The sequence below is a fragment of the Flexivirga alba genome, from assembly GCF_042661025.1.
Lineage (GTDB): Bacteria > Actinomycetota > Actinomycetes > Actinomycetales > Dermatophilaceae > Flexivirga > Flexivirga alba.
In genome coordinates, this window is sequence record NZ_JBHSWH010000001.1 from 756,024 (window position 1) to 778,697 (window position 22,674).

Genomic DNA, 22,674 nt, shown 5'->3' on the forward strand with positions numbered 1-22,674 from the left:
GGGCGCGGGCGAAGAGGGTCGGTCAGGGTGTGGGCGGGGCCGGCAACGGGGCGGCAGCGGCCGTCGGGCGTGCCACGCGGTACCGCACGAACACGGGTATGACGACAGCCGCGACCAGCACGAGCACGATCACCAGCACGCCACCGCCGGTCGCGGCGACAGCGGTGCCGACCACGGCGGCGGCACCGCCGTGCACGACATCCGCCACCCGCGGGCCACCGGCGACGACCACCGTGAAGACACCTTGCAGTCGTCCACGCACGTCGTCATTCGCTGACTCCATCAACATCGTGGACCGGAACGCCGCGGACGCCATGTCGGCGGCGCCGCCGATCACCAGTCCGGCGAGCGCGAGCAGCAGGAACACGTCGGCCCTGCCGTCGGCCAACCCGACGCCGATCCCGAAGACGACCATCGCCGCACCCCAGGCCACGATCGCGCAGACCACGGCCAAGCCCTGCCGCTCGACGCGGGACACCCAGCCGGAGAAGATCCCGCCCACCACCGCTCCAGCAGGTATGGCGGCGAAGAGCAACGCAAATGCCAGGCCGCCGTCGGTCGGACCGCCGAAGCTCTCGTGCGCAACTTGCGGGAAGAGTGCCCTCGGCATACCGAACGTCATCGCGATGATGTCGACCAGGAACGACATCAGCAGCACCTTGTGACCGCGCAGATAGATGAATCCGTCGATGACAGAACGTAATCCGGCCTTCGACGTGCCATCGTGCGTCGGTGGCATCGCGGGCAGGGCGATGACCGCCCACAGCGTTGCGAAGAGGCAGATCGTGTCGGTCAGATAGAGGTATTGGAAGCCCAGCACCGGGATCAGCGCACCGCCGACCAGCGGCCCGGCGATCGCGCCGAACTGCATGACGGTCATGTTCAGCGAGTTGCCGGCGGGCAGTTGGTCCAGCGGGATCAGCCGCGGCAGGATCGCCGAGCGGGTCGGCTGGTTCACCGCGAAGAACGCCTGCTGCACCGCAAAGAGCGACAGGATCACCCACACGTTGTTCACGTGCATCATCGCCTGCACCCAGAAGAGCGCACTGCACACGATCAGCCCGACGGTGGAGATCATCAGCAGCCGCCGACGATCCATCACGTCGGCGAGCGCCCCGCCATACAGCCCGAAGATCACCAGTGGCACCAGCCCGAAGACCCCGGTCAGTCCGACATATGCCGAGCTGTGCGTCTCGGCGTAGATCTGCGCCGGCACCGCGACGACGGTCAGCTGAGCACCGATGACGGTGATGATGTTGGCGCTCCAGAGCCGCCGGAAGGCGGGCACCTGCAACGGCCGTGTGTCGGCGAACATCCCGCGCAGGCCGCTCACTGTCCTCCTCCATCGCACGTCAATCTTTCGGCACTCAATGTATGTCGAACCACCGTCCGGATGGAACGCGTGCACACCTCGTGGACGTCGTTAGGCTGCACACCAAACGCGCGTGGAGGGGTTCGAGGGATGCAACGCACCGATGGCACCGAGGTCGGCGGCCGCTTTGTGCTGTCCTCGCGGATCGCCGGCGGCGGCATGGGCGAGGTATGGCGGGGCACCGACTCCGTGCTGGAGCGACCGGTCGCGATCAAGCTGCTGCGGACCAATCTGACCGACGACCCGGAATTCGTCGCGCGCTTCCGAATCGAGGCTCGCAACGCGGCCAAGCTCAGCCACGGCAACATCGCGCAGGTCTACGACTACGGCGAGGACGACGGCACGGCGTTCCTCGTGATGGAGTTGGTCGACGGCGACCCGCTGTCGAAGGTGATCGCGCGGACCGCACCAATGCGGGAGATCGACGCCGTGCACCTGTTGGTGCAGGCGGCCAACGCGCTGCACGCGGCACACTCCAAGGGCATCGTGCACCGCGACGTGAAGCCTGCCAACATCGTCGTCGATGACGAATCCGTAGCGAAACTGACCGATTTCGGCATCGCCCGGGCGTTGGACGCCTCGTCGATGACACGGGTCGGCGAGGTGATGGGCACGCCGCAGTACCTGGCGCCGGAGGCCGCGATGGGTAAGGAGGCGACAGCTCAGTCGGACCTCTACTCGCTCGGGGTCGTGGCCTTCCAGATGCTCGTCGGCCATCTGCCCTTCGAGGCCGACACAGCGATCGGCTTCGCGCTGGCACATGTGCAACAGCCGGTGCCGACCCTGCCGGACACCGTCTCGGAGCCGTTGCGTGCGGTCGTGCATGCGATGCTCGCCAAGGATCCGGAGGCCAGGCCGCACGGTGCGGTCGAGGTGGCCGAGCAGTTGCAGGCCGCCATCGGTTCGACGCCGATGCTCACGCACCGCATCTCGCCGGTCCGCGTTGCGCACCTGCCCGAATCGGCGCCGACGACGCCCCTCCCACCGACGGCGGCCGGTGCACCCCGGCGCCAGGCGGTCTTCACGTTGTCGCGCGGCCAGAACGCTCCCTTGTCGGGCACGTCGCTGACCCTGCGGATCGAGTCCACCAGTAGCGCGAGCGTCGACCTGATCGCGTGCGAGCTCGGCGCCGACGACCGCGCCCTCGGCGACGACAGCCTGGTCTTCTTCAACAACCGCAGATCCGCCGACGGCGTTGTGCGACTGTCGGATTCGGGCCGTATCGAGTTCGACGCAGCAACCCTCGGCCCCGAAGTCCACGCCGTGGTCCTCGGTATGGCGGTCGACGAACCGGCCACACTGGGCGAGCTGCCCGACCTGCGCACCACCCTGTATGCCGAGGGCTCTGGCCAGCGGGAGGAGTTCCACCTGCCCGCCGAGCTCAGCGGCGAGCGCGCTGCCGTGCTCGCCCGCATCTACCGGCGCGGCGACACCTGGAAGGTCCGCAACGTCTCGGCCGGCTGGGAGTCGGGTCTCCCCGCGCTCGTCGATGCCCTGGGTCTGTCCGTGAGCACCCCGCCCCAGCGGGTCGAGTAGCCCGCTCAAGCTGGTCGAGTAGCCCGCTCAAGCTGGTCGAGTAGCAGCCGAGGTACGAGGCTGCGTATCGAGACAGACGCTCGTCCCTCGCTCCTCGGCCGGCTCAATGGGGGACTCAGTCCAACGGCCGAAACCGGCGCAACCGCAACGAGTTCAGCACGACGAACACCGATGAGAACGCCATCGCGAACCCTGCAACCATCGGGCTGAGCCGGCCGCTCATCGCCAGCGGGATCGCCGCGACGTTGTAGCCGAACGCCCACACCAGGTTGGACTTGATCACCCGAAGAGTGCTGCGGGACAACCGAATCGCGTCCGCGGCACCGCGCAGGTCACCGCGCACCAGGGTCAGGTCGCTGGCCTCGATGGCCACATCGGTGCCGGTCCCCATCGCGATACCGAGATCGGACTGGGCGAGCGCGGCAGCGTCGTTCACACCGTCACCGACCATCGCCACCACCCGGCCCTCGGCCTGCAGGTCGCGCACCACGGTCGCCTTGTCTGCCGGTAGCACCCCGGCGATGACCTCGTCGATGCCGACGGCGTCTGCCACCGCGTGCGCGACGGCCTCGTGGTCACCGGTGAGCAGCACCGGCCGCAGCCCGAGCGAACGCAGGTCCGCGACGGCCTGGGCGGAGGTCGGCTTGATCTCGTCGGCGACCGCGATCAGTCCGCGCGCCACGCCATTCCAGCCGACCGCAACAACCGTCTCGCCACCACGTTGCGCGTCGCTCATGGCGTCGGCGAGCTCGTCGGTCAGGTCAATACCGTTGTCCTGCAACAGGGCCGGGCGCCCGACAACTACTGCGTGTCCGTCGACCTGACCGACCACGCCGAGGCCGCCCACGTCCGTCATACCTTCGACCGCCGCAAGTGCGCCGCGCTCAGCGGCCGCATCGGCGATCGCTTTGGCGATCGGGTGCGCCGAGCCGTGCTCCAACGAGCCGGCGAGCGCGAGCACCTCGTCAGCCGACTCCCCCGCAGCCGGTATGACGCGAGACATCCGCATCACGCCGGTGGTGACGGTGCCGGTCTTGTCCAGCAGCACCGTGTCGACGGTCCGGGTATTTTCCAGCACCTCCGGTCCTTTGATCAGCAGGCCGAGCTGGGCGCCACGTCCGCTGCCGACCAATAGCGCTGTCGGAGTTGCCATTCCGAGGGCACACGGGCAGGCGATGACCAGCACTGCGACCGCGGCGGTGAACGCCGTGACGGTGGAACCCCCGATGACGAGCCAACCGAGGAACGTCAGCAGTGCCAACACCAGCACCACCGGTACGAAGATCGCGGACACCCGGTCGGCGAGACGCTGCACCTGCGCCTTGCCGGTCTGAGCCTCCTCGACCAACCGGCCGAGTTGCGCGAGCACGGTGTCGGCGCCGACCCGAGTCGCGCGGACGACCAGCTTGCCGCCGGCGTTGACCGCCGAGCCGGTGACGGCCGAACCCGCAGCGACCTCGACCGGCACGGACTCACCGGTCATCGCGGAGTTGTCGACTGCCGAGTTGCCCTCGACGACCTCTCCGTCGGTCGCGATCTTCTCCCCGGAGCGAGTCACGAAAAGGTCGCCGACCGCGAGTTCCTCGACGGGCACGGTGAATTCGCGTCCGTCGCGTAGCACGGTGACCTGTTTGGCACCCAGCTCGAGCAGCGCTCGTAGCGCCGCACCGGCGGACCGCTTGGAGCGAGCTTCCAGGTAGCGGCCGGTGAGCAGGAAGGCCGTCACACCGGCAGCCGCCTCGAGGTAGATCGTGCTCGCGCCCTCGCCCGCCGGGGTCGTCAACGAGAAGCCGTGACGCATCCCCGGCATACCGGCGTCGCCGATGAAGAGGGTGTAGAGCGACCAGCCGAAGGCGGCGATCGTGCCCATGCTGACCAGCGTGTCCATCGTGGTCGCGCGATGCCGTAGGCCGTTCCAAGCCGCCCGGTGGAAGGGCAGCCCGCCCCACACCACGACCGGCGCAGCGAGCACCAGGGACAACCACTGCCAGTTGCGGAATTGGAACGCGGGCACCATCGCCAGCACGATCACCGGTGCGGCGAGCGCCCAGCTGACCATCAGCCGGTGCCGCAGTGCGGGGGTCTCGTCCTCCGGCTCGGCGTCGGGCTCGCCCGCGGTCGCCGGGCCCTTCGGCTGGTGCACCGAGGCGTCATACCCTGCAGCCTGTATGGCGCCCACCAGGTCATCTGTCGAAACACCTTCGGGGTAGGCAACCTTCGCCTTCTCCGTGGCGAAGTTGACCGTGGCGTCGACGCCGTCGATCTTGCGCAGCTTCTTCTCGATGCGCATGGCACACGACGCACACGTCATCCCGGTGATGCCCAGCTCGACCTCGCGCGGCGAACTCTCAATAGTCATCTCTAACCTCCGCTACAGCCAACTATACCCCCCACGGGTATATTCCGATCCTGCTCCTCCCGACCACCACCCGATTGAGAGGCACACCTACGCATTCACAGGCATGGCGAAATCCCGCATTTCTCCATGCCTCTCAATGCGGTTGTATGCCTCTCAATCGGAAGGCGGGGCAGGACTCACCTACGCTGCTGTCCCGTGACCGACCTGAACGCCGCCGCCGACAACGCCACGCCGCTCGCCTACTACGTCCCTGTGCGCGAGGGCGTTTACCAGCCGACGATCCACGTGCAGGGTGCCTGGCAGGAGACCGAGCAGCACATGGCCCCGATCAGCGGACTCATCACACACGAGCTGGCGATGCACGACCGGCGTGACGACATGCAGCTCGGCCGCATCTGCTTCGAGATCCTCGGGATGATCCCGTTGCAGGAGAGCACGATTCACGTCGAGACGATCCGTCCCGGCCGCACCATCGAGCTGCTCGAGGCAACGCTCACCATCGGCGGTCGCACGATCATTCGGGCCCGCGCCTGGCGACTCGCGGTCGCCGACATGAGGGAGGTCGCCGGCAATGAACTGCCTGCGATGCCCGGCCCGGCCGGCAGTGAGAAGCTCGACGGCTCCCTCGAGTGGCCCGGCGGCTACATCCGCTCCCTGCAGCTTCAAGCGATCCCGGGCGGCCGGGAGGGCCGGCGACAGGTGTGGATCCGCACCGACTGCAAGCTCATCGACGGCGTCGAGGCAGCGCCGATTGCGGCATACACGATGCTGGTGGACACGGCCAACGGCATCGCGACCCGGGTGCGACCCACCGAGTTGATGTTCCCGAATGTCGATCTGACGCTGCACTTCGTTCGCGAGCCCGACCCGACCCTCATCGGCCTCGACACGAGCGTGACCTTCGGGCCCACCGGACTCGGGCTGACGTCGTCAGTGCTGAACGACGTCCACGGGCCGGTCGGCCGGGTCGAGCAGTGCCTGACGGTCCGGCACTTTCCAACTCGCCAGGATCCCGACGCCACCCAGTCGTCGCGGTAGGTGCAGCGGTCTGCGGCGCAACACCCGCCAGGCCGTCAGCAGCACGAGTGCGTAGACGACCCCGGCGATCTCGTCGATCACGTAGTGCTCACCGGAGTAGACCAGCGAGAACGCCATCAACGCCGGGTAGAGCAGGAGCAGCGGACGCACCCAGCGCCGCACGCTGAACCAGAAGAATCCGATCACCAGCGTCGCGGTCGCCATGTGCAGCGACGGCATCGCGGCGACCGGATTGGAGCGGTCCTGGGCGTCACCCAGCACCTGCGCCGCGCCGTGGAAGTCGAGCCAGGACCAGCCCTGACCGGACAGGCGCAGCACCTCGGGGCCGTGGATGTAGCCCTGCTGCGACGCGAGCCACGGCGGGCTCATCGGGAAGAGGAAGTAGGTCGTGATCCCGGCGACGGCCAGCCCGACGAGCAGCGCCGCCCAGGCCCGGAACCGATCACGGGAACGGATCCAGAGCACCGCCGCGACGATCGGCGAAACCATGAAATGGCTGCAGTAGCAAAGGGTTACGAAGACCGACCACCACGGCGCCTGGTGCACCGCGCCGCTCAGGTGCTGCTGCAGCCACTGGTTGGGCAGGTTGCCGCCGAACAACCACCGGTCGACGTCGACCGGAAAGGATGCGTGCAGCGGCATACCGACACTGTTGTGCGCGCCCTCCTGGGGGAAACCGGCGATGAGACCACCGGTGAAGTGCGACGCCGCCCCGTAGCTGTAGTCGTAGGCGAGCAGGATCCCTTGGAACGGAAGCCAGTCCAGCATCATTCGGCCCCAGGCGAGCCAGCCCTTGCCGATGCACACAGCACTCAGTCCGGCGATGATCCACAAGGTGAGTCCGACGCGGTCCATCGGCACGCCCCACGTCGCGCAGAAGGCGACGAGGACGGCGGCATACAGGCCGAGAGCCCCCAGCGGACGGTGTCCCAAGACACCCGGGAGGAGAACGACGTGGGGACGTTGTTCTCCCCTGAGGCGACCATTGTTCACATAGTAAACAAACACTGCGTGGTACGTCGGCCACTCCGGACAAGCTCGTATGGCGCTTCCCGCGCGACGACGTCTCGCCGCGGGCGCGGGGTATGTGGCAGGCTCAGTGGAGGACAGCGCGCGGTGTGGGACGACCGCGCCGGCATACGGAACGAAGAAGGAACCACATGGCTGGGATCGCGTACAAGGTGCTTCTCACGGTGTCCGGCATCGCCGCAGGCAAGGCCGCGAAGAAGGCGACGACGGCGAGCTGGAAAACCGCGACGGGCGGCACCCCGCCCGTCGACAAGCACGACCCCGACTACTCCGCGATGCAGGTCGCGGTCTTCGCGATCGTCTCGTCCGCCATCGCCGGCGGCTTCCGGGCCTACGCACAGCGCAAGGCGTCGGACTTCTACACCAAGACCTCCGGCCACGTGCCGCCGCCGGTTGTGAAGGCGCAACAGAAGAAGGCCGCGCAGCTCAAGGCTGACAAGAAGGTCGCCAAGGCCTGACGGTCGCCGAATTTCGGCGACTTATGCTGGCGGCTTCGGTGAGTTAGGGTCGCCTTATGAGCAACGCGAACCCGGCCGATGCGGCAACAGCGGACCACGCCGCTGCCTGCGGCGACCTCGTGCGCGGCGGCAACCTCAATGCGCTCCTCGGCAAACTCGACGGCGGTATGCCGGTCGACCTCGCCGACTCCGGCGGCAACACTTTGCTGATGCTCGCGGCCTACCACGGGCAAGCAGCCGTCGTGTCGGCCCTGCTCGAACGCGGCGCCGATGTCAACCGGCTCAACGACCGCGGTCAATCTCCTTTGGCAGGAGCAGTTTTCAAGGGCGAGGACACCATTGTGTGGTTGCTCCTGGAGGCCGGCGCCGACGTGGACTCGGGCTCGCCGTCAGCTGCGGCGACTGCCGAACTCTTCGGCCGCGGCGACCTCCTGCGCTGAGGCTGGGCAGCTCGCTCGCCCCCTCTCCCTTGATCGAGAGGACCCCAACCGGCAGGAGCGGACCCGCAATCCGGTTGTGGTTGTGGGTCCATCCGATGCGTTGTGGGTCCGCTCAATCGCTGTGCGTCGGCTGCGTCACGTTCCGAGGATCTCCGCGTACAACCTCGCGACCTGCTTCTTGTACTGCGCCGCCCAGTCCTTCGTCGCAGTCGCGAGCGAGATCCCGAGAACAGCATGGAAGGCCTGCTCCGTCGTGTCATACGTGAAGTCGATCGCGCGTTCGTAGAACCTGATCGCTTGACGCTGTCCGAAGCGCGTGACCAAGTACGACACGAACATGAACGACCGCTCATAGGCGAAAGTCGTTCCCTCCCGGGAGAACTCGGCATTCTTCGGCAGGACGGGCAGCGGCGGTTTGCGCGGGAAGAGGATCGTGGCGGTCGCACCGGCCCATTCGGCGAAGCCTTCCAGGACCCATTTGGGCGTGCCATATCCGCTCACTCCGTCGTCCAGGGTGTTCGCGTGAAAGAGCTCGTGCCGGATCACATGGTTCAGATAGCCCGTGTCCTCCAGCAGCGTGCGACCTTCGCCGATCGCAGCAGCGCATTTGATGACAACCCATCCCTGCCAGGTTTCGTCGAGCGGCTCCCGGAAGACTCCGAGGTCGTCGCCGCGGTCACCCGACCAGTGCTCGTACTCAGCCGCCGTCTTCGGCAACATCACCAGATACTTCTGATCCAGGTGTATGCCGGTGAGCTTCTCGATCATCGGGATCGCCGTGTCGACATACATCTGGCAGTCCTGGAGGTCGGGCAGGCTGATGTCGCCCACCAGCACGGACCACTTGCTCGTCAAGCTGTGCAGGTCACGCCGCTTCGCCAACGCGCCCGGGATGAAGCTGTTTCCCATCCGGTAGACCACGCTCGCCGGCAGAGTCGGCGCGGGCGCAGATGATGCTGGGACGACGACCGGGGTAACCGGTGGCGCGGCGCTCACTGCCCTGCACCCCGCAAGCACGGACATGGCTCCGACACCCGCCAGCGCGATGACCTGCCGGCGACCGATCGCTTCCAATGCCCGACCTCCCCTTGGACTTGTTGGGCAGCTTCTTACCGAAGGCTGAACGTTTCCTGAGTCACCGCTTTCTCACCCCCGGCTGTCACCTGGCCCAGGGTGCGCCGGCGCCGCGAATCTCCTCGAAAGACAACCAGGTTCGCGTGCCGATGACACCGGGGATTGCCTGGATCCGCTCGAGCACCAACGCGCGCAATGCCTGGTTGTCCGGTGCATGCGCCAGCGCCAGCACGTCGAACTCCGATCCCAGCAACGAGATCGAGTCGATGTAGTCCAGCTCGGCCAGCGCGGCCGACACCGACCGCCAGGTGTTCTGCTCGATCTGCAACGCGATGTATGCCGTCGTCTGCAACCCGGCCAAGTGCGGGACCACCCGGGCGGTGAAGCCCTCGATCACGCCGTCGTCGAGCAGCCGCTGGAGCCGGGCGTAGGTGGCCGCACGCGACAGGTGCAGCTGCTCGGCCAGCGCCCGCACCGACAACCGCGCATCCCGCTCCAGCGCGCCGATGATCTGCCGGTCGACGTCGTCGAGGACACGGTGCTCCGCCGACTGTCCGGTCGCGCGGCTTGCTCGCGTGCTTGTTTTGGACGGTTGCTTCGCCATACAGCAAGTATGGCGCCATACGTCTTGTATGACGCCATCATTCACTGCAATATGCCAAGCACGCGCGACAATAATGTGATGGAGACCACAGCCGAGGCGATGACGGCTGCCCTGCTGCCGTCGCCCAACCCGGTGCAATTGATCGACCCGACCGGCGCGGAGGTCGAGCAGGCAGGCACGCGTCGTGACTACCCGATGCCCAGCGCCGCACGACTGCGCGCGATGTGGCACGCGATGGTCGTCGGCCGCCGCTTCGACATACAGGCGACAGCCCTGACCAAGCAGGGCCGCCTCGCGGTCTACCCGAGCTCGCGCGGCCAGGAGGCCTGCCAGGTCGGCGCCACGCTCTCGATCGGCAAGGGCGATTGGCTCTTCCCGACCTACCGCGAATCGATGGCGCTGGTGACCCGCGGCATCGACCCGATCGAGGTGCTCTCCCTGCTGCGCGGCGACAGCCACTGCGGCTACGACCCGATCGCGACCAAGACCGCGGCGCAGTGCACCCCGCTGTCGACCCAGCTGGTCCACGCGGCGGGCGCGGCATACGGCGAGAAGCGACGCGGCACCGACCACGTCGCGCTGGCCTTCATCGGCGACGGTGCGACAAGCGAGGGCGACTTCCACGAAGCGCTCAACTTCGCTGCGGTTTTCGAGGCACCGGTGGTCTTCTTCGTCCAGAACAACAAATACGCCATCAGCGTGCCGCTCTCCAAGCAGACGAAGGCACCGTCGTTGGCCTACAAGGGAATTGGGTATGGCGTCCCCTCCGAGCAGGTCGACGGCAACGATCCGGCCGCGGTGCTCGCGGTCATGGACGTCGCGCTCGAGCACTGCCGCAGCGGCAAGGGACCGTTCCTCATCGAGGCGCACACCTACCGCATGGACGCACACACGAACGCAGACGATGCCACCCGCTACCGATCCTCCGACGAGGTCACCGCATGGCTCGATCGCGACCCGATCGCACGCGTCGAGGCCTGGCTGCGAGCACGAGGTGAACTCAACGACGACATGGTCGCCGCGACGAACGCCGAGGCCGAGTCGAAGGCCGCCGACCTGCGTGAGCGGATGAACGCCGACCCCGCCGTTGACCCGATGTCGTTGTTCGACAACGTTTTTGCGCAGCGCACACCTCAACTGGAAGAAGCGCGCGCGATGGTTCGCACGGAGCTCGACGCGGAGGTCGGAGAATGACCGTCACGATGGGCGGCGCGCTCAACACCGCGCTGCGCGACGCACTGACCGCAGACGACAACGTGCTGGTCTTCGGCGAAGACGTCGGCACCCTCGGTGGCGTCTTCCGCATCACCGACGGACTCACCGAGAAGTTCGGCGAGGACCGCTGCTTCGACACCCCGCTCGCCGAGGCTGGCATCGTCGGCTTCGCAATCGGTATGTGTCTCACCGGGTTTCGGCCTGTTGTCGAGATGCAGTTCGACGCGTTCGCCTACCCGGCCTTCGAGCAGATCACCTCGCATGTCGCCAAGATGCGCAACCGCACCTCGGGTGCCGTTGGCCTGCCGATGGTCATCCGTGTCCCGTATGCCGGCGGCATCGGCGGCGTGGAGCACCACTGCGACTCCAGCGAGGGCTACTACGCACACACCCCGGGGTTGAAGGTCGTCACGCCGTCCGACGCGGCTGACGCCTACAGCCTGCTGCGCGAGGCGATCGACGATCCCGACCCGGTCATCTTCATGGAGCCCAAGGCGCTCTACTGGTCCAAGCAGGACATCGAACTCCCCTGCAAACGCCCGGCATTCGGCAAGGCGAAGGTCCGCCGCGACGGGGACGACGTCACGCTGGTGACCTACGGCCCGTCCGTGCCGACAGCACTGAAGGCCGCCGAAGCCGCCGCAGAGGAGGGCTGGAGCGTCGAGGTCATCGACCTGCGCACCATCGTGCCCTTCGACGACGAGACCGTCGTCGAGTCGGTGCGTCGCACCGGCCGCTGCGTCGTCGTTGCTGAGGCGCAAGGTTTCGCCGGCGTCTCCGGCGAGGTCGCCGCACGGGTCACCGAGCGCTGCTTCCACTCGCTGCACGCACCGGTCGCGCGAGTCAGCGGGCTGCCGACGCCATACCCGGCGCCGATGCTGGAGAAGACGTATCTGCCTGGTGTGGAACGCATTCTGGACGCAATCGCCCGCCTGCAGTGGGACGACCAGCCGGACCTGACCTTCGCGGGAGTGAGCTCGCGTGGCTGAGCAGACCTTCAACCTGCCGGATCTCGGCGAGGGCCTCACCGAGGCGGACATCATCGAGTGGCTGGTCACCGACGGCGACGAGGTCGCGATCGACCAGCACGTGGTCGTCGTGGAGACCGCGAAGGCCAGCGTTGAGGTGCCATGCCCGTATGCCGGCCGCGTGCACACCCGCCACGGCGCCGAGGGCGACACCATTGCGGTCGGATCCCCTTTGTTGACAGTTGCTTCCGGCAGCGCCGCAACCACCAGCGACGCGAAAGACGGCTCGGGCGCCGTGCTCGTCGGCTACGGCACCACCGATGTCGGCGGCTCCGGCTCGTCCGGGCGTCGTGCCGCCCGCCGGCGTCAGCACGCGGGGACCGCGACCCCACCCACCACCCCATCGCGAGTGCCTGGTGGTGCGCCGAGGGTGATCTCGCCGATCGTGCGCCGAATGGCCGCCGATCAGGGCCTTGACCTGCGGACAGTCACTCCCGGTCCCGACGGTGTCATCCGCCGCAGCGACGTCGAATCGGCGGTGGCGGGTCTCGATACACCTGGTCTCGATACACCTGGTCTCGATACACCTGGTCTCGATACACCTCCTCCGCTGCGCTCCCCCGGCACTCGACCCGCCGCTCCGCTGCGCTCCCCCGGCACTCGACCAGCTTCAACTGGCGACACACGTGTGGCCCTGACCGGCATACGCAGAATGGTGGCGGACAAGCTGACCATCTCACGGCGCGAGATCCCCGACGCGACGACTTGGGTCGACGCTGACGCGACCGGCCTGGTCGAGGCACGGCGGGCGATCGGCTTGGAGCGTGGCGGCCTGCTGGCCCTGCTGGGTCGCATCTGCGTTGCAGGGTTGGGCAAATATCCGGAGCTGAACTCCTCGGTCGACACGGAACGCCAGGAGATCGTGCGCCACGGCGCCATACACCTGGGGTTTGCGGCGGACTCGCCGCGCGGTCTCGTCGTACCCGTCGTGCACGACGCCGACCGGCTGACGACCCGGCAGCTCGCCGAGCGCATGGTCCAACTCGTTGACGCCGCCCGCGAGGGCACACTGTCTCCGGCGGATCTGACCGGCGGCACGTTCACGCTGAACAACTACGGCGTATTCGGCGTCGACGGCAGCACGCCGATCATCAACCACCCCGAAGCCGCGATGCTGGGCGTGGGCCGAATCATCGACCGTCCGTGGGTGATTGACGGTCAGCTCGCCGTGCGCAAGGTCGCGCAGCTGGGCCTCACCTTCGATCATCGGGTATGCGACGGCGGCGTGGCCGGCGGCTTCCTGCGGTTCGTCGCGGATGCCGTCGAGCGGCCGCTGCTGCTGCTCGGCGAGGTATGACGGCCGGGCGGATCGCGCGCGACATACCTCCTGACGCGCAGACCACGTAAACTCGCGCCCGTGATGCGCATGACAGCTGGAGGGTCCATGAAGAACTCTGTCCGCCGTGGGGCGGCAGGTCTCGCGGCAGGTGTCGCGGTCGTCGGCCTGCTCGCCGGTTGTGGCGACAAGGTCGTCAAGAAGGGCGACCTGCAGTCGCAGATCAAGGAGAAGGTCAGCGCGGCCGCGACCGGATCCAAGGTCGGCGACGTCAAGTGCAACGACAACCTGAAGGCCAAGGTCAAGGCCACCACCGACTGCACCGTCGTGATCGACGGTAAGAAGCAGACCGTCACCGCGGTCGTCGACAAGGTCGACGGTGACAAGGTGAGCTACAGCATCAAGCGCAAGGGATGACCTGCCAGCGCCGGACCCGCGTATGGCGGTCCGGTGAGCTTGATCCCAGCGAGGTTTCGCTGCACGACCTCCCCGAGCTGTTGGCCCAGGACGGCACGCTGACGTGGGTCGACCTGGTCGATCCCGAGCACGCGGACGTGTGTGAGCTCGCCGCCGCGATCAACCTCGACGAGCACACGGTCGAGGACGCGCTCACCCAGCACGAGCGGCCCAAGGCCGTGCGCTTCAAGTCCTACTTCTTCATCACCTGCTTCACGGTGGCGAAGGCCGCCGACGAGAGCGACCTGCACCGTATGTCGATCATCGTGTTGCCCCGCGCGGTCGTGACGGTGCGGCTCGGCGGCAACTTTCCGGTTGACGACGTGGAGGACGCCTTTGCGGACGACCCGAGTCTGATCCGCATGGGCGCCAAGTCGTTGCTGCACACCATCCTGGACACCGTCGTCGACGGGTACTACGACGTGACCACCCGTATCGACGAGCAAGTGGATGCGTTGGAGGACAGTCTCTTCGCCGAGCAGCACGCCGGTCCGGCAATCGCGCGGGAGGCGTACGCGCTGCACAAGCGGATCGGCCGGATGCGCCGGGTGGTGCTCCCGATGCGCGAGGTCGCCACCATGCTGTTGCGCCGGGTCACCACCGACGATGAGCAGCACGAGCTCTTGCCGTTCTACCAGGACCTCTACGACCACACCATGCGAGTCGCCGAATGGTCCGAATCCCTGCGCGACACACTGCAATCCGTCCAGGACACCAATCTCGCGCTCGGTGACGCCTCGCTGAACATCATCATGAAGAAGCTGACGTCATGGGCCGCCATCATCGCTGTGCCCACGCTCATCACCGGGTGGTACGGCCAGAACGTCCCCTACCCCGGTTTCGGCCAGCATTCGGGTTTCTGGTTCAGCACGGCCCTCATGGCGGTTCTCGTCGTGGGTCTGTATGGCGTGTTCAAGCGCAAGAACTGGCTCTGACGCGACAACGCGGCGGCGTCTCGCCCGCTATCCATCTCCGCCTCGTGCTGAGACGCCATGCCCCCGCCCCGCACGAGCGGGACGGGGGCATGGTCTTGACGGGGCTGATCGTCTACTGCTGCACCGTCATCGCGAAGATGTGGATCGACGCGTTGTTCGGCAGCGTGACGCTCGCGACCTGTTTGCTCGGGTCGAGCGACACCGAGTTCTCGAAGACGCGGTAGTCGTAGGCAGCGTCCGCGTAGCCGCTCGGGGTGTTACGACCCTTGACCGAGACGGCGACCGTCGACCCGAACTCGTCCGCCGGGGAGAAGCTCCAGTTCGGGAATCCGAGCTGCCCGGTCGAGGTCGTTCCGTCCGTGTAGGTGACTGTCACCGCGGACTGCGCGTCGCCGGCCTCGGAACCCAGGAAGGCCAGCTTGCTGCCCTGCCCGGATGTGGTGACGACCGCTCCGCTGCCCTCCACGTTGTCCGGCTCACCCGCCGCGGCGTCGGGCCAGGTGAAGGTGGCGCCGTTGGAGGTGATGGTGGACCCAGGGGTGACACCGGCGGCGGCCAGTTGCTCGGCGGAAAAGCTGTTGCCGTCTCCGTCGAAGTTGCCCTTCGCGATCGTCGACAGATCGGTCACCCCGACGTTGTTGTAGGCCGCCCGGAGGTTCGGGTAGGGGACATTGCTGAAGATGTCATCAGCTCCGGTGATCGTTGCGCTCGCACTCCGCGCCCGGTAATCGACCGTCGCCGTGAGGCTGTCGGTGTGCGGTCCTGGTGGCGGCGTCTTCCCGTCGACCTGGAAGGTTGCCGTCGCCGAGCCACCCGGCCGGATGGTGCGCAGGGCACTGCCGGCCGGACTGACGGTCCACCCCGACGGCACGGACAGTCGCACATCGGCGGTGTTGACCATGGTTGGCCCGTTGTTGGTCACCGTGACCCGCACCGGTGTGGCCTGGCCGGTGCCGACGGTGCCGTTGTCGAAGCTCGGTGACACCGCCGGGGCCAGTTTCGTCGAAGCGCCGCGGTGCACGCGGTACATCACGGTCCCATGTGCCGGAACGTCCGCGGCGATGACGCCGTTCGACGCGGTCACCCGCCCATCGACGAGGTCAGTCAGCTGGAACGGGCCGGAGCCGCCGAGCCCAGCGGCTCCCGCGGTGGTGCTGATGGTCTGCGAGCTGGTGCCCTTGTTGAACAGGACGACCGAGACGTCACCGTTCGCGAGTGGCTTGGTGAGCACGTCATACGCCGTGCCCTGCTGGACGATGTGGCCCTGGACGCCAAGCGGGTCCTGATCGACGGCAATGATCCGTTTGTTGCCGAGGACGGCCAGCGCCTGCGGGCTGAGCTTGGTCAGGTCAGTGCTGCTGATGAGCGGCGCCGCCATCTCGGCCCACAGTGACATCTGACTCTGGATCTCGGTCGTGCTGAGACCATCGTCGCCAGCGAGCAGGAAGTCGGGGTCGTTCCAGTGGCCGGGACCGGCATACTGGCCAAGCCCGACGTTGTAGCCGTAGTTGTAGGCGATGGCGCTCCACTTCGCCGCCCCGCTCTGCTGACCGAGAGCGGTGTCGGCGCCTTCGCGCCACAGGTTGCTGACCTTGCTCGCGTCGCTGATCGACGCCATCCAGTCCGAACTGCCCTCGAAATAGGCCGGCATCGAGTCGGAGAAGACCATGTGCCGGCCCGTCGCGACCAGCGCGCCGCTGAATTTCTCATACGCCGACCGATAGGTCTGCAGCGAGGATCGGCCCGGCTGGGTCGGGACGTTGCAGCCGTCGAGCTTGACGTAGTCGACGCCCCAACTGGCGAACGTGTTGGCGTCCTGAGTCTCGTGACCCCAGGTGCCCGGGTAGCCACCACACGTCTGGGTGCCTTCGTCCTCGTAGATGCCGAATTTCAGGCCGAGCGCGTGGATCTGCTTGCCCAGCCAGGCCATTCCGTGCGGGAACTTCACCGGGTCGGCCTGCAGACTGCCGTCCGCCGCGCGACTGCCGGCCATCCAGCAGTCGTCGGTCGTGACCGTGTCGTAGCCCTTCTTGGCCAAGCCGGTGCTCACCAATGCCTTGGCCTGGGCGACGATGAGGGACTCGTCGATGTTGCACTGGTAATAGGACCAGTCGTTCCACCCCATCGGCGGTGTGAGTGCAAGGCCGTTGTACGAGCCGCCGGACGCAGCAGCTGTCGCGGTCGTCTTCCCCGGCGGGGCAGGAGACCGCCCACTCGCCATCGCCGGAGTCGCGCCGGCGCCCGCCAGCGCGAGAACCGCCGCTGTCACCACTGTCACTGTGCGAATGTGCATGGAACATCTCCTCGGGGTGGTGGCCGCAGACCGGCCACGAAAGCACATGAAAACCATCCAGAATGCGTGTTTGTGATTCGAACAAAGACATGCAATCACATTTCGTCACGCGGATGAGTTGTTAGCACTCCCCGAAATTGGTGGCCGGCAACGTGTTCCTCGCCCGGCTCACCGACGCGCGTTCAGCTCGCGGCTGGTCCCCACTCCAACGCGTGCGCGATCGGCACGCCGGGCCGGTAGGCCAGGTGCAGGTATGACGGAGCGTCGAGCACGGTCAGGTCGGCCCGTGCACCAACGCGTATGACGCCGATGTCGCTCCGGCGCAAGGACTTTGCCGCACCGGACGTCGCAGCGAGGAGGGCTTCGGCGGGCGTCATACCCATGTCACGGACGGCGACCGCGATCGCGAAGGGGATCGAGCTGGAGTAACACGTGCCGGGGTTGCAGTCGCTCGCCAGAGCGAGTTGCACACCGGCATCGATCAGCCGCCGCGCGTCGGGGTATGGCGACCTTGTGGAGAACTCCACACCCGGCAATAGCGTTGCCACCGTTGATGATCCGGCCAACGCCGCGATGTCTTCGCCGCTGAGGAACGTGCAGTGGTCGACGCTGGCCGCCCCGAGTGACACCGCGAGCTGGACACCGGGACCGTGCCCGAGCTGGTTACCGTGCACGCGCAGCTCGAGACCGGCGCCGGCGCCGGCGCGTAGCACCCGCTCGGACTCCTCACCGGTGAACGCGAAGGCGCTGTTCGGCTCGCAGAAGACGTCGATCCAGCGGGCGTATGGCGCACACGCCGCGAGCATCTCGCCGCAGACCAGGTCGAGGTAGTCGTCGCGTCCGGAGTCGCTGGCGCGGAACTCCGGCGGCACAACGTGTGCGCCGAGAAACGTTGTCTCGTCGGTGAATTCGGAAGCGATACGCAGCGCGCGTGCCTCGTTGTCGACGTCGAGCCCGTAACCGCTCTTGATCTCGACGACACCGGTCCCCTGGGCGTGCATCTCAGCGACGCGGCGTGCGAGCAACGCGCGCAACTCGTCGTCGGTCGCGGCGCGCGTCGCCTTCATTGACACGGCGATGCCGCCGCCGTCATACGGCTCACCGGTCATCCGGGCCGCGAACTCGGCCGAGCGGTCGCCGGCGAAGACCAGGTGACTGTGGCTGTCCACGAACGACGGGATCACCGCGCAGCCACCGAGATCGCGGCGCTCGTCGGTGTCGGGCACCGCCGATGCCCGGCCGACCCAGGCGAGCTTCGCGTCGTCCACGACGACCGCTGCGTCCTGGATCAGGCCCAGCGAGGACCCGTCACCATCCGGGTGTGTCGGGTCGTTGGTGACGAGCTCGCCGATGCCGGTCAGTGCTGTTGTGCTCACGTCATTTCTCCCAGAGGTTGTCGATGGCCTCGGTCAGCAGCCGACCGACGTCGCCGAGCCGGTGCTGCCGGTCGGAGACCACCGGATCGCCGTCGCGGATCACATCGGTGACATCGGCCGCGGTGGCTGCGGTGAGCACGAATTCCGCTGGTACACCGGCAGTTCGGGGCGACTCAAGGTCGACGGCGACCAGATCGGCCTTGGCACCCTCGCGCAGCGCGCCGGCCTCGGACCAGCCGATCGTGTCGTGGGCGGTGGCTGCGGCGATCAGCTCGTCCTGGCTGAGCCGACCGCGGTGCAGGGTGCGGAGCCGCTCGTGCGACTCCAGACCGCGGACCTCTTCGAACGGGTCGATAACCGCGTGTTGATCGGAGCCGAGACTCAATCGCGCTCCGGCGTCGAGCAACTCACGTGCAGGGCCGATTCCGTCGGCGAGGTCGCGCTCGGTCGTCGGACAGAACGCAGCAGTTGCGCGCGCGTTACCGAGGCTCGCGATGTCTGCACCGGTCAGGTGCGTGGCGTGCACGGCGCTGAAATTCGGGCCGAGCGCCCCCGCTTCGGACAGCAACTCGACCGGCGTCATCCCGTAAAACGCTTCGCATGCCTCGTTTTCCGCCGGTTGCTCGGAGACATGAGCGTGCATCGTCTGCCAGGTCTGGCCCTGCCCGACATACTGCACGAACTCCTGGAGTTGAGCGCGTGGCACCGCACGCACCGAGTGGATCGCGGTGCCCACTCGGGTCGTCGCGTCATCCCACAGCTGGGAGACGCGCTCCGCCCAGGCCGAGACATCGCCGTCCCCGAAGCGACGTTGCTCGGGAGCAAGCGGCTGGTGTCCGTCGGCGGTCAATCCCCCTGCGAGATAACAGGTGTCGAGCAGAGTGAGGCGCACGCCGGCTTCGCGGGCAGCCTGCTGCAACGCCTCCCCCATCGCGTTCGGGTTGTCGTAGGGCGTGCCGTCCGGCGCGTGATGGACGTAGTGGAACTCGCCGACACTCGTCACCCCGGCCAGCGCCATCTCGGCGTAGGTCGCGCGGGCGAGAGTCAGGTAGTTGTCGGGGTTGAGACGCCGAGCTGCGTCATACATCCGGGACCGCCAGGTCCAGAACGTGCCGCCCCCGGAGTGGGTGCGTCCGCGTAGCGCCCGGTGGAACGCATGGCTGTGTGTGTTGGCGAACCCGGGCAAGGCCACGCCCGGCAGCCGGTGAGCATCACCTTGCGGCTGCCCGCTCTCGATCCGGTCGAAGACATCACCCTCGATGTGGAAGGTCACGTTCCGCGCCAAACCGTCTGGGAGTATGGCGAATTCGGCCCAGTACTTCGTCATGCGGGGTCCCCGCGAAGTATCCGGCGGAGCGGGTCGGGGTCCCCGGGAAGTATTCGGAGGAGCGGGTCGGGGTCCCCGGGAAGTATTCGGAGGAGCGAAGCGGGGGAGAAACTTCGTGGGGTGGCCGGAGCGGAGGAGAAACTTCGTGGGGTGGCCGGAGCGGGGGAGGAACTTCGTGGGGTGCTCAAGACGCCAGCTCCTGCACGACCTTCGTCAGGGCGTCGACACCATGCAGGCAGTCGTCGCGCTCGGCGAACTCTTCGGGCGAATGCGAGACACCGGTGGGGTTGCGGACGAAGAGCATCGACGTCGAGATGCCCGCTGTCGCCAGCACACCCGCGTCGTGACCAGCACCCGTCCCGAGCATCGGGGTGTGTTCACCGAGGATCTGTCGCAGCCGACCGGACAGATCGTCGTCGAAGCGGGTGGTGTCGGTCCAGGACTCCTCGGTCAGGGTGCCGCCACAGCCGGTCGCGGCCTTCTCAACCGCGGAAACCGTTGCGCGCACTGCGTTCTGGTCCGCCCCACGAGCATCCAGCCAGAGCCGCACGTGGGACGGTATGGCGTTCACCCCGCCCGGCTCGACCGCGATCTTGCCGGTGGTGGCAACGCACCCGTTCGTCGTTGCCGCTTCGCGAGCGGCGAGCACGACCTGCGCTGCCGACAGCATCGCGTCGCGGCGGTCCGACAGTGCTGTCGTTCCAGCGTGATTGGCGGTACCCGGCAGGTCGATCCGCCAGCGGCCGTGCGGCCAGATGTCCGTGCCGATGGCAACGGCCGACGTGGCCGGGTCCAGATCCGCGAGGGCGCGGCCCTGCTCCACGTGCAACTCGACGAACTGCCCGATCCGGCGCAGGGTTTCGTCGTCGCGCCGGATCGCGCCTGGGTCACGACCGGCCTGCCGTAGTGCCTCTGCCATGGTGACGCCATCGGCGTCCGTGAGGCCGAGCGCACGCTCGGCGGTCATCGCTCCGGTGATCACCCTGGATCCGGCGCACGCGACGCCGAATCGGGCGCCTTCCTCGTCGCCGAAATTCACGACCGCGATCGGGCGCTTGGGTGTAAAACCCTTGTCCCGTAAGGCATCCAGGGCCGCCAGACCTGACACGACGCCGAGCGGCCCGTCATACGCGCCGCCATCGGGCACCGAATCCAGGTGTGAACCGACGACGACACCGGGGCCGTCGGTGTCCGGGTCGCCCCACCACGCCCACTGGTTGCCCATGCGGTCCTGGACGAGGTCGAGGCCACGCGCCTCGCACTCGCCGGCGAACCACTCGCGCAACGCGTGGTCCTCCGCCGTCCAGGCGAAACGTCGGTAGCCGCCGGACGACACACGGCCCACCGACTCGAGGTCGGCCCACATCCGGTCGAAGCCACCGTCACTCATGAGTTTGCCTCGAGATGGTCGTCATACCAACGCTTCTCACTCGCGACGATCCGACTGCCGAATCCGGCATAAACGGCGGCGGAGACGATGAGCCCGAGGATCCAGGAGATGTCTGCACCACCGAGATGGTCGACCATCGGACCGGTGTAGAAGGTCGTGCTCATGAAGGGCACCTCGACGATCACACCCACTGCGTAGGCGAACAGCGCCGGCCAGGCCCAGTCAGGGTAGAGGCCACCACGGTCCAGGATCGACGCGATGTGATAGCGCTCGCGCCGCACGAGATAGAAGTCGACGAGGTTGATCGCCGTCCAGGGGATCAGGAAGTAGGCCAGGAAAAGGATGAAGTTCTCGAAGTTCGGCACGAAATTGGAGTGCCCGAGCACCGCGATGAGCGCGCCGACGACCGCCGTGATGAGGACGAAGATCGTGCGAACACCGGTGCCCATCTTCATTTTCACGACCGCCGACGTCGTCGTGGTCGTCGACATGAACGCGCCGTAGAGGTTCAGAGTGTTGATCGCGAGCACGCCGAGCAGCAGGACGACATAGAACACCCACTGCGCACCGCTCGGGGCGAGGTCGACGACGAACGCGACCGGGTTGTCTCCGAACGACTTGGACGCCAACGCGGCAGCGATCGAGCCGAACGCCATCATCCAGACCGTGCCGATGAACGACCCGGCATACGTCCAGCCGAAGGCCGCACGCGCACTCGTCGACTCCGGCAGGTAGCGCGAGTAGTCCGCGACGTATGGCGCATAAGTGATCTGCCAGGTTGCCGCGATCGCGACAGCGAGCAGGAACGTGCCGAAGGAGAACGATCCGGCATGCCAGGCGTTGCCGATGTCGTGCTGCTGCAACAACCGGAAGGACAGGTAGAGGAAGGCGAGCACCGCAAGGACGCTGATCACCCGTTCCATCGCGTGAATCCAGCGATAGCCGAGCACCGCGGCGACTGTGCACACCGCACTGACGATCAGGATCGACGGCACCAGACCGAGCCCGGTCCACGCGGACAGGGCCTGGCCACCGAGCACCCCGCTGCTGGCGAAGAAGCCGAGATACATCAGCAACACGAGCAGCAACGGGATGATCGCGCCGAAGAAGCCGAATTGCGCTCTGCTCTGGATCATCTGGGGGATGCCGAGCTTCGGCCCCTGCGCCGAGTGCAACGCCATGAAGACGGCGCCGAAGACGTTGCCGACCACAATCGCAAGCAGCGCCCATGGCAACGACAGCCCGACGATCACGGCGAGCGCGCCGGTCACGACGGTGGTGATCTGCATGTTCGCCGCGAACCACACGGAGAAGAGGTTGCGAACCGACCCATGCCGGTCCTGTTCCGGAATCCAGTCGATCGAATGCTTCTCGACCGCCCCACCTGTTGAGGCAGGTGGCTCGGGGGCCAGATCTCGATACGCTCCCCCGCTTCGCTCCTCCGCTACTCGATCAGCATCCATTTGGA

The 22,674-nt window shown here is 67.1% G+C and carries 19 protein-coding genes; 9 read left to right on the forward strand and 10 right to left on the reverse strand.

Annotated elements, in window-relative coordinates; genetic code table 11:
- Positions 1 to 22: 22 nt before the first annotated feature.
- A complete protein-coding gene (locus ACFQDH_RS03765; RefSeq protein WP_382398601.1) occupies positions 23 to 1,333 on the reverse strand; it encodes an MFS transporter in 1,311 nt (436 codons plus the stop codon).
- A 129-nt stretch (positions 1,334 to 1,462) separates the two neighbouring features.
- Here ACFQDH_RS03765 and ACFQDH_RS03770 point away from each other — a divergent pair, with 129 nt between their 5' ends.
- A complete protein-coding gene (locus ACFQDH_RS03770; RefSeq protein WP_382398603.1) occupies positions 1,463 to 2,908 on the forward strand; it encodes a protein kinase domain-containing protein in 1,446 nt (481 codons plus the stop codon).
- Between the two features lie 115 nt (positions 2,909 to 3,023).
- Here ACFQDH_RS03770 and ACFQDH_RS03775 read toward each other — a convergent pair whose 3' ends face one another.
- A complete protein-coding gene (locus ACFQDH_RS03775) occupies positions 3,024 to 5,267 on the reverse strand; it encodes a heavy metal translocating P-type ATPase (RefSeq protein ID WP_382398605.1) in 2,244 nt (747 codons plus the stop codon).
- 195 nt (positions 5,268 to 5,462) lie between these two features.
- On the opposite strand from ACFQDH_RS03775, the gene ACFQDH_RS03780 reads away from it, so the two are divergent.
- Positions 5,463 to 6,305, forward strand: coding sequence for a thioesterase family protein (locus tag ACFQDH_RS03780; protein WP_382398607.1), 843 nt, complete (start codon positions 5,463 to 5,465; stop codon positions 6,303 to 6,305).
- Here the strand turns inward: ACFQDH_RS03780 and ACFQDH_RS03785 are convergent.
- Positions 6,198 to 7,238, reverse strand: a complete 1,041-nt coding sequence (locus ACFQDH_RS03785) for a phosphatase PAP2 family protein (protein WP_382398609.1) — start codon at positions 7,236 to 7,238, stop codon at positions 6,198 to 6,200. The genes ACFQDH_RS03780 and ACFQDH_RS03785 overlap by 108 nt on opposite strands.
- 227 nt (positions 7,239 to 7,465) lie before the next feature.
- Here ACFQDH_RS03785 and ACFQDH_RS03790 point away from each other — a divergent pair, with 227 nt between their 5' ends.
- Together ACFQDH_RS03790 and ACFQDH_RS03795 are read left to right on the forward strand one after the other, a co-directional pair.
- Positions 7,466 to 7,792, forward strand: coding sequence for a DUF4235 domain-containing protein (locus ACFQDH_RS03790; RefSeq protein ID WP_382398611.1), 327 nt, complete (start codon positions 7,466 to 7,468; stop codon positions 7,790 to 7,792).
- Between the two features lie 56 nt (positions 7,793 to 7,848).
- Entirely contained in the window at positions 7,849 to 8,232 is a 384-nt protein-coding gene (locus ACFQDH_RS03795; protein ID WP_382398613.1) for an ankyrin repeat domain-containing protein, read from the forward strand.
- A gap of 135 nt (positions 8,233 to 8,367) precedes the next feature.
- Here the strand turns inward: ACFQDH_RS03795 and ACFQDH_RS03800 are convergent, their stop codons facing one another.
- A complete protein-coding gene (locus tag ACFQDH_RS03800) occupies positions 8,368 to 9,306 on the reverse strand; it encodes a hypothetical protein (RefSeq protein WP_382398615.1) in 939 nt (312 codons plus the stop codon).
- 85 nt (positions 9,307 to 9,391) lie between these two features.
- Positions 9,392 to 9,910 carry an Lrp/AsnC family transcriptional regulator gene (locus ACFQDH_RS03805; protein ID WP_382398617.1) on the reverse strand — a complete coding sequence of 173 codons (519 nt, stop codon included), beginning with the start codon at positions 9,908 to 9,910 and terminating at the stop codon, positions 9,392 to 9,394.
- A gap of 78 nt (positions 9,911 to 9,988) precedes the next feature.
- Between ACFQDH_RS03805 and ACFQDH_RS03810 the strand changes: the two genes are divergently transcribed.
- From ACFQDH_RS03810 to ACFQDH_RS03830, 5 genes are all read left to right on the forward strand, one after another.
- Entirely contained in the window at positions 9,989 to 11,104 is a 1,116-nt protein-coding gene (locus ACFQDH_RS03810; RefSeq protein ID WP_382398619.1) for a thiamine pyrophosphate-dependent dehydrogenase E1 component subunit alpha, read from the forward strand.
- On the forward strand, positions 11,101 to 12,114 hold the full coding sequence (locus tag ACFQDH_RS03815) for an alpha-ketoacid dehydrogenase subunit beta (protein WP_382398621.1): 1,014 nt from the start codon (positions 11,101 to 11,103) through the stop codon (positions 12,112 to 12,114). The genes ACFQDH_RS03810 and ACFQDH_RS03815 overlap by 4 nt, the downstream gene beginning before the upstream one ends.
- Positions 12,107 to 13,450 (forward strand): dihydrolipoamide acetyltransferase family protein, encoded by a 1,344-nt coding sequence (locus ACFQDH_RS03820; RefSeq protein WP_382398623.1) that lies wholly within the window; start codon positions 12,107 to 12,109, stop codon positions 13,448 to 13,450. Before ACFQDH_RS03815 ends, ACFQDH_RS03820 begins: the two co-directional genes overlap by 8 nt.
- Before the next feature lie 87 nt (positions 13,451 to 13,537).
- Positions 13,538 to 13,846, forward strand: coding sequence for a DUF4333 domain-containing protein (locus ACFQDH_RS03825; RefSeq protein ID WP_382398625.1), 309 nt, complete (start codon positions 13,538 to 13,540; stop codon positions 13,844 to 13,846).
- Complete coding sequence (locus ACFQDH_RS03830) at positions 13,843 to 14,820, forward strand: magnesium transporter CorA family protein (RefSeq protein WP_382398627.1); 978 nt, start codon at positions 13,843 to 13,845, stop codon at positions 14,818 to 14,820. The genes ACFQDH_RS03825 and ACFQDH_RS03830 overlap by 4 nt, the downstream gene beginning before the upstream one ends.
- Before the next feature lie 112 nt (positions 14,821 to 14,932).
- Here ACFQDH_RS03830 and ACFQDH_RS03835 read toward each other — a convergent pair whose 3' ends face one another.
- From ACFQDH_RS03835 to ACFQDH_RS03855, 5 genes are all read right to left on the reverse strand, one after another.
- Positions 14,933 to 17,113, reverse strand: a complete 2,181-nt coding sequence (locus ACFQDH_RS03835; protein ID WP_382398629.1) for an NEW3 domain-containing protein — start codon at positions 17,111 to 17,113, stop codon at positions 14,933 to 14,935.
- A gap of 182 nt (positions 17,114 to 17,295) precedes the next feature.
- Complete coding sequence (gene hutI / locus ACFQDH_RS03840; protein WP_382398631.1) at positions 17,296 to 18,489, reverse strand: imidazolonepropionase; 1,194 nt, start codon at positions 18,487 to 18,489, stop codon at positions 17,296 to 17,298.
- Position 18,490: 1 nt separating this feature from the next.
- Positions 18,491 to 19,816 (reverse strand): formimidoylglutamate deiminase, encoded by a 1,326-nt coding sequence (locus ACFQDH_RS03845; protein WP_382398633.1) that lies wholly within the window; start codon positions 19,814 to 19,816, stop codon positions 18,491 to 18,493.
- A gap of 184 nt (positions 19,817 to 20,000) precedes the next feature.
- Positions 20,001 to 21,206: an allantoate amidohydrolase gene (locus ACFQDH_RS03850; RefSeq protein WP_382398635.1), complete on the reverse strand. Its 1,206-nt coding sequence runs from the start codon at positions 21,204 to 21,206 to the stop codon at positions 20,001 to 20,003.
- Complete coding sequence (locus ACFQDH_RS03855) at positions 21,203 to 22,669, reverse strand: purine-cytosine permease family protein (protein WP_382398637.1); 1,467 nt, start codon at positions 22,667 to 22,669, stop codon at positions 21,203 to 21,205. The genes ACFQDH_RS03850 and ACFQDH_RS03855 overlap by 4 nt, the downstream gene beginning before the upstream one ends.
- Between the last annotated feature and the right edge of the window lie 5 nt (positions 22,670 to 22,674).